Annotated in this window: 5 protein-coding genes and 2 pseudogenes; all 7 read left to right on the top strand. The window is 74.1% G+C overall.

The annotated features are described in order from the left end of the window. A pseudogene (locus tag NH602_RS26170) lies at positions 1-161 on the top strand (winged helix-turn-helix transcriptional regulator); the annotation flags it as partial. A gap of 86 nt (positions 162-247) precedes the next feature. Further along, positions 248-1,279 carry a YafY family protein gene (locus tag NH602_RS26165; RefSeq protein WP_179759846.1) on the top strand — a complete coding sequence of 344 codons (1,032 nt, stop codon included), beginning with the start codon at positions 248-250 and terminating at the stop codon, positions 1,277-1,279. Positions 1,280-1,439: 160 nt separating this feature from the next. Beyond that, positions 1,440-1,733: a Sec-independent protein translocase subunit TatA gene (gene tatA / locus NH602_RS26160; RefSeq protein ID WP_253069175.1), complete on the top strand. Its 294-nt coding sequence runs from the start codon at positions 1,440-1,442 to the stop codon at positions 1,731-1,733. A gap of 61 nt (positions 1,734-1,794) precedes the next feature. Continuing rightward, the gene (gene tatC, locus NH602_RS26155; protein ID WP_139282777.1) at positions 1,795-2,790 is read left to right on the top strand and encodes a twin-arginine translocase subunit TatC; all 996 of its coding nucleotides are present in this window, start codon (positions 1,795-1,797) and stop codon (positions 2,788-2,790) included. Between the two features lie 103 nt (positions 2,791-2,893). Next, on the top strand, positions 2,894-3,640 hold the full coding sequence (gene pyrH, locus NH602_RS26150) for a UMP kinase (protein WP_062395067.1): 747 nt from the start codon (positions 2,894-2,896) through the stop codon (positions 3,638-3,640). Positions 3,641-3,713: 73 nt separating this feature from the next. Continuing rightward, positions 3,714-6,620, top strand: coding sequence for an RNA helicase (locus tag NH602_RS26145; protein WP_253069174.1), 2,907 nt, complete (start codon positions 3,714-3,716; stop codon positions 6,618-6,620). Positions 6,621-6,683: 63 nt separating this feature from the next. Beyond that, a pseudogene (locus NH602_RS26140) lies at positions 6,684-6,967 on the top strand (hypothetical protein); the annotation flags it as partial.

Genomic DNA, 6,967 nt, shown 5'->3' with positions numbered 1-6,967 from the left:
TGGACGCCCTCGACGTCGACCTGCTCGCCGCGCTGCGCGACCGGCCGCGGGCCGGGGTGCTGGAGCTCTCGCGCACACTGCGGGTCGCCCGCGGGACGGTGCAGGCGCGACTGGACCGGCTGGAGCGGGCCGGGGGCGTCACCGGGCACGGCCCGGACGTCGCCGTCCTCGACCCGCCGGAGCTGGCCCGCGCGGTCCGCGAGCTGTGGGAGGCCGCGCTCGGTGCCGGTGCCCTCGGGACCCGCACGTGAGCCGCCAGGGCGTCGCCCAGCGCCTGCCCCGGCTGCTGTCGCTGGTGCCCTACCTGCGGGCGCACCCCGGGGTACCGGTCGCCGAGGCCGCCGCGGACTTCGGCGTCGACGAACGGCAGCTGCGCAAGGACCTGGAGCTGCTGTGGATGTGCGGGCTGCCCGGCTACGGGCCGGGTGACCTGGTCGACCTGTCCTTCGCCGGGGACACCGTCGACGTCGTCTTCGACGCCGGGCTGACCCGGCCGCTGCGCCTGACCACCACCGAGGCGACCGCGCTGCTCGTGGCCCTGCGGATGCTGCACCAGACCGCCGGGGTCGTCGACTCCGACGCCGTCGGGCGGGCCATCGCGAAGGTCGAGGCCGCGGTGGGGGAGGCGGCCGGTCCGGGCGGTCTGGTCACCGTCGAGTCCGGGATCGGCGAGCGCGACACCACCGCGGTCGTGCGCCGGGCGCTCGACCGCGGGCGCGCGCTGCGCATCGTCTACTTCACCGCGGGCCGTGACGCGGTGTCCCGCCGCGACGTCGACCCGATGCGGCTGGTCGTCAGCGGCGGGCGCGGCTACCTGGAGGCGTGGTGCCGCCGCGCCGAGGACGTGCGGATGTTCCGCCTGGACCGGGTGGAGCAGGCCGAGGAGCTCGACGAACCGGCCCGCGCCCATCCCGAGGCCCGGCCCGTCGACGTCTCGCACGGGCTGTTCAGTCCGCGCGCCGAGCACCGGTACGCGGTCCTGGAACTCGGCCCGGACGCGCACTGGGTCGCCGAGTACTACCCGGTCGACGAGGTGCGCACCGGCGCCGGTGAGCTGGTCGAGGGCGACCCGCCGCCCGGCGCGCCGGACCCGGTGCCCGCCGCGGCGGGCGGCGACGACCGGCTGCGGGTGCTGCTCCGCTTCGCCGACGACGACTGGCTGGTCCGCCTGGTGCTGGGGCTCGGCGGCGCGGCCCGCATCGTCGAGCCCACGGAGCTGGCGACGGCGGTGCGCGAACGGGCCCGCGAGGCCCTCCGGATCGCCGACGCATCACCCTGAGTCACACCGACCCCCCCGGGAGGAGGAATGCGACAGGATGGCGACGACGGCATGAACACCGGGTGACCGGAGCCACGTCCCAGGACGGGGGGACCGGGCGACCGATTCGCCCGTGTCTACACTCGGTGTCGACCCGGCCCGATCGACGCGAGGTGGACCCATGCCCGGTGGCTACGAGTGGCTGATCATCATCGCCGTTCTGCTCCTGCTGTTCGGCGCGAAGAAGCTGCCCGAGATGGCGCGGTCGGTCGGTCAGTCCGCCCGCGTGTTCAAGGGTGAGATGAAGGGCCTCAAGGACGACGACGCCCGCAGCCGGCAGGCCGAGGAGTCCAAGCCCGCCCAGGAGCTGCCCGCCGCCGCACCGGCGCCGCAGCAGACCGCCCCGGCCCCGCAGCAGACGCCGCAGCAGCCGCCGGCACAGGCCACCGACCGGCCCGCCGGTCCGACCGCCTGAGGCACTCCATCCCGTGAAGGCACCGTTCCGTCGGAAGCGCAGGCTCAACCCCGACGGGACCATGACCCTGATCGAGCACCTCTACGAGCTGCGCAACCGGCTCGGCATCTCGCTCGCCGCGATCGTGGTGACGACGGTGTTCGGCTACATCTGGTTCGAGGTCTCGTTCTTCGGTTTCCCGAGCCTGGGTGAGCTGCTCAAGGAGCCGTACTGCTCGCTGCCGCCCTCGGCGCGCGCGTCGCTGACGGCCGACCCGAACGCCTGCACCCTGCTCGGCACCACCCCCTTCGACCAGTTCATGCTGCGCCTGAAGGTCGGGGCGACGGCCGGGGTGATCCTGGCCTGCCCGATCTGGCTCTACCAGCTGTGGGGCTTCATCACCCCGGGCCTGCTGAGGAAGGAGCGCCGCTACGCGCTGGGCTTCGTCTCGGTGGCCGCGGTGCTGTTCGTCGCCGGCGCGGTGCTCGCCTACCTGATCATCCCGCAGGCGCTCGGCTTCCTGCTGACCATCGGTAGCGAGATCCAGACGACGGCGCTGACCGGCACGTCGTACTTCTCGCTGGTCGTGAATCTGATCGTCATCTTCGGGGTCAGCTTCCTGATCCCGCTGCTGGTCGTCGCGCTCAACGCGGCCGGGGTCGTGTCCTACGACCTGCTCCGCCGCTCCCGGCGCGGTCTGATCTTCGGGCTGTTCTGCTTCGCCGCGATCGCCACGCCCGGCCAGGACCCGATCTCGATGCTGGCGCTGGCGTTCGCGCTGACGCTGCTGTTCGAGGGCGCCATCCAGGTCTGCCGGATCACCGACCGCCGCCGGGCCCGCCGCCGCGCCGCCGAGGGCTGGGACTCCCTGGACCCGGACGAGCCCTCGCCGCTGGACACCACGCCGTCGCCGCTCGAGGGGCCGTCCCGGCTCGAACCCCCCGCGCCGGTGTCGACCACCCGGGCCCCCGTCGTCGCCCCGGACCGCGGCACCGCGGGTGCGGGGAACGGCCGCACCGGGGGTGCCGGGACGAACGGGACCGCCCCCGAGCCGCCCCGCTACGACGACATCACCTGACCGGGGCCGGTGCCGCGGATCCCCCCGCGGCCCCGTCCGGCACGGCTCCGTAGGCTTGCTCACCGGATCGGGTCGGGCGGCACTGAGGAGCGGGTCGGGACAGATGAAGTACAACCGGGTGGTCATCAAGCTCAGCGGACAGGCGATGGCCGGTGCCGACGGCTTCGGGTTCTCCGCGCAGGCCCTGTCCCACCTCGCCGACCAGATCCGGCAGATGCGTGCGCTGGGGGTGCAGGTCGCGGTCGTCGTCGGCGGCGGGAACGTGTTCCGCGGCAACCGCTCCGAGACCTGGGGGATCGACCGCGTCGAGGCCGACAACATCGGCATGCTCGGCACCGTGATCAACGGTCTCCTGCTGCGCGGCAAGCTCTCCGCGGGTGGTGAGGAGAACGTCCGCGTCATGACGGCGATCCCGATCAACGCCGTCGCCGAGCCGTTCCTGCGGCTGCGCGCCAAGCGGCACCTGGAGAAGGACGCGATCCTGATCTTCTCCGGCGGCAACGGGCAGCCGTTCATCACCACCGACTACCCGAGCGTGCAGCGCGCCCTGGAGATCGGCGCGGACGCGCTGCTGGTGGCCAAGCACGGCACCGACGGCGTCTACGACACCGACCCGCGCACCAACCCCGACGCGCGCCGCTACGAGCGCCTGCCCTACGACGAGGTGCTGTCGCGCCGGCTGGCCGTGATGGACCAGACCGCGTTCATCCTGGCCCGCGACCACGGCCTGCCGCTGCACGTGTTCGACATCGAGAAGGACGGCCTGATGGCCGCGATCTGCCGTGGTGAGCACCACGGCACGGAGATCAACCCCGACATCGTCGAGGCGGAGTTCGCCCACCCGGAGTAGCCCGGCGGTGTCACGTGGCCCGGCTCACCCTGTGACGGAGCAGGGTGTCGGTGCCGTGTGACAGCCTGGGGCCGTGAATGGTTCCGCCGCCGACCCGGCCGCCGCGTACGCGGCGGCGAAGGCCCGCGCCGCCTATCCGCGGCTGGCCGAGTTCACCGGTCTGATGCCCTTCGATCTGGACCCGTTCCAGCGCGAGGCGTGCGAAGCACTGGAGGACGGCCACGGCGTCCTGCTCTGTGCGCCCACCGGCGCCGGCAAGACCGTCGCGGGTGAGTTCGCCGTGCACCTGGCCCTGTCCGAGGGCCGCAAGTGCTTCTACACCACGCCGATCAAGGCGCTGTCCAATCAGAAGTACGCCGACCTGGTCGCCCGCTACGGCGCGGACGCGGTCGGCCTGCTCACCGGTGACACCGCGGTGAACGGTGATGCCCAGGTGGTCGTGATGACCACCGAGGTGCTCCGCAACATGATCTACGCCGACTCCGACAAGGCGGCGAACCGGCGGCTGGACCACCTCGGCTACGTGGTGATGGACGAGATCCACTACCTGGCCGACCGGTTCCGCGGCGCGGTCTGGGAGGAGGTCATCCTCCAGCTGCCCGAACACGTCGCGGTCGTCGGGCTCTCGGCCACGGTCAGCAACGCCGAGGAGTTCGGTGACTGGCTGGTCGAGGTCCGCGGCGACACCCGCGTGGTGGTCGACGAGCACCGCCCGGTGCCGCTGTGGCAGCACATGATGGTCGGGAACCGGCTGTTCGACATGTTCGGTGAGCGGAGCACCCCCGGCGGGCCCGGTGAGGTCGTCGTCGACCCGGAGCTGGTCCGCTACACCCGCGAGATGGCCCGGCGGGACTTCACCACCTCACGAGGCTCGGACCGGGCGGGCGACCGCGGGCCGCGCGGCCGGGGTGGTCCGCAGCGCGGCCGCACCCGGGGCGGGAAGACCGACTCCACGGCCGTCGTCGGGCGGGGGCCGCGCGGGGGCGGCCCGTCGCGCGGTGGGTTCCGGCCGCCGTCGCGGGTGCAGGTGATCGACCGGCTCGACCGCGAGGGGCTGCTGCCCGCGATCACGTTCGTCTTCTCCCGCGCCGGCTGCGACGCCGCGGTCGGCCAGTGCGTGCGGGCCGGGGTGCGCCTGACCGTGCCCGAGGAGGTCGACGAGATCCGCCGGATCGTCGAGAAGCACACCGGCGACCTACCGCAGGCCGACCTCGGCGTGCTCGGGTACTGGGAGTGGCGCGAGGCCCTCGAACGCGGCGTCGCCGCCCACCACGCCGGGCTGCTGCCGGCGTTCAAGGAGACCGTCGAGGAGCTGTTCGTCGCCGGCCTGGTGCGCTGCGTGTTCGCCACCGAGACCCTGGCGCTGGGCATCAACATGCCCGCCCGCACCGTCGTGCTGGAGCGGTTGGTCAAGTACAACGGCGAGGCCCACGTCGACCTCACCCCCGGCGAGTACACCCAGCTCACCGGGCGAGCCGGGCGGCGCGGCATCGACGTCGAGGGCCACGCCGTCGTGCTGTGGGCACCCGGCATGGACCCGGAGCAGGTCGGCGGGCTGGCCTCCACCCGCACCTACCCGCTGCGCAGCTCGTTCCGGCCGGTCTACAACATGTCGGTCAACCTGGTCGGGCGCCTGGGCACCGACGCCGCCCGCGAGCTGCTGGAACGCTCCTTCGGGCAGTTCCAGGCGGACCGGTCGGTGGTCGGGCTGGCCCGGCGGATCGACCGCAACACCGAGGCCCTGGACGGCTACCGGGAGGCGATGAGCTGCCACCTCGGCGACTTCGCCGAGTACGCCGACCTGCGTAGGCGCATCGCCGACCGGGAGAAGTCGCTGCGCCGCCAGAACACCGTCGCCGCCCGCGACGAGGCCTCGGAGTCGCTGCGCGAGCTGCGCCCCGGCGACGTGATCGCGGTGCCCTCGGGCAAGCGCGCCGGGATCGCCGTGGTGCTCGACCCGGGGATCGGGGCGCTGTCGGCCGCGGGCCGCGACGCCGAGGTCCGGCCGCTGGTGTGCACCGAGGACCGCTGGGCGGGACGGTTGTCGGCGGCGGACTTCCCGGACGCGGTGGAGGTGCTGGGCCGGATCACGCTGCCGAAGCGGGTCGAGCACCGGTCCCCGCAGGTCCGCCGGGACCTGGCCTCCTCGCTGCGTGCCTCCCGGCTGGGGGAGGGGCGCGCCCTCGGGCGTCGTCGCCGGCCCGGGGTGCAGGACGACCCGGAGCTGTCGACACTGCGCCGCGCCCTGCGCGCGCACCCCTGCCACGGCTGCGACGACCGCGAGGCGCACGCCCGCTGGGCGGAGCGGCACGCGAGGCTGGAGCGGGAGACCGAGACGCTGCGGCAGAAGGTGCGGGCCACGACGCACTCGTTGGCCCGGGCGTTCGACCGGATCCGGGCGCTGCTCGCCGAGCGCGGCTACCTCGTCCCGGCAGGGGAGGCCGAGCCCGGCGAGGAGGAGATCACCGCACACGGCCGGGTCCTGGCCCGGCTGTGGGGCGAGTCGGACCTGCTGGCCGCCGAGTGCCTGCGGCACGGCGCGTGGGAGGGCCTGGAGCCCGACGAACTGGCCGCGGTGGTCTCGGCGCTGGTCTACGAGTCCCGCCGCGACGACGCACCGATGCCGCGGCTGCCCACCGGCCCGGTGTCCGACGCGCTGGAGCGGACCGTGCGGCTGTGGGAGGAGCTCGACGCCGACCAGCGCCGGCACAAGGCCGAACGCACCCGCGCACCCGACCTGGCCTTCGCCTGGCCGATGCACCGGTGGGCGCGCGGCGAGTCCCTGGCACAGGTCCTGGAGGCCGCCGAACGGAACGGGCACGAGCTGTCCGCGGGCGACTTCGTACGCTGGACCCGGCAGGTCCTCGACCTGCTCGACCAGATCGCCGGGGTCGCCGGGCGGTCGAGCGCGGTCGGCAAGGCGGCCCACCGGGCCTCCGGTGCGGTCCGGCGCGGCGTGGTCGCGGCCGGTATGCAGTAGCAGTCACGAGCAGCACCAGCAGTCACGACGGCACGACGAGAGAGACGGGCGGACGAGTAGGCGATGAACAACCCGCAGGGACCGGACCGGCATCCCGAGGATGCCGCGGAGCGGACCGGGGAGATCCCCGCCTGGGGCACGCCACCGCCCGGCGGGTGGGGCGCCGACCCCGAGACCACCGGAGCCTGGTCCCCCGACCGCGACGACCGCGACGGCTGGGCCTCCCCCGGCGCCGGCGGCGCACCCGTGCAGGGCACCGGCGGCTGGGACGCCGTCCCGCCCGCGGGCGGACGCCACGGCGGCGACACCGGCGGCTGGGCCGCCCACGACGGAGCCGCCGGGGACCC

The sequence above is a fragment of the Pseudonocardia sp. McavD-2-B genome, from assembly GCF_024124365.1.
GTDB lineage: Bacteria > Actinomycetota > Actinomycetes > Mycobacteriales > Pseudonocardiaceae > Pseudonocardia > Pseudonocardia alni.
Note: the sequence above shows the minus strand (reverse complement) of the source record. Positions and strands in the feature narration are given on the sequence as shown.

Excerpts from the sequence above, each read along its gene's own strand:
- tatA (WP_253069175.1), top strand. The coding sequence starts at position 1,440 with ATGCCCGGTGGCTACGAGTGGCTGATCATCATCGCCGTTCTGCTCCTG.
- tatC (WP_139282777.1), top strand. The coding sequence starts at position 1,795 with ATGACCCTGATCGAGCACCTCTACGAGCTGCGCAACCGGCTCGGCATC.
- pyrH (WP_062395067.1), top strand. The coding sequence starts at position 2,894 with ATGAAGTACAACCGGGTGGTCATCAAGCTCAGCGGACAGGCGATGGCC.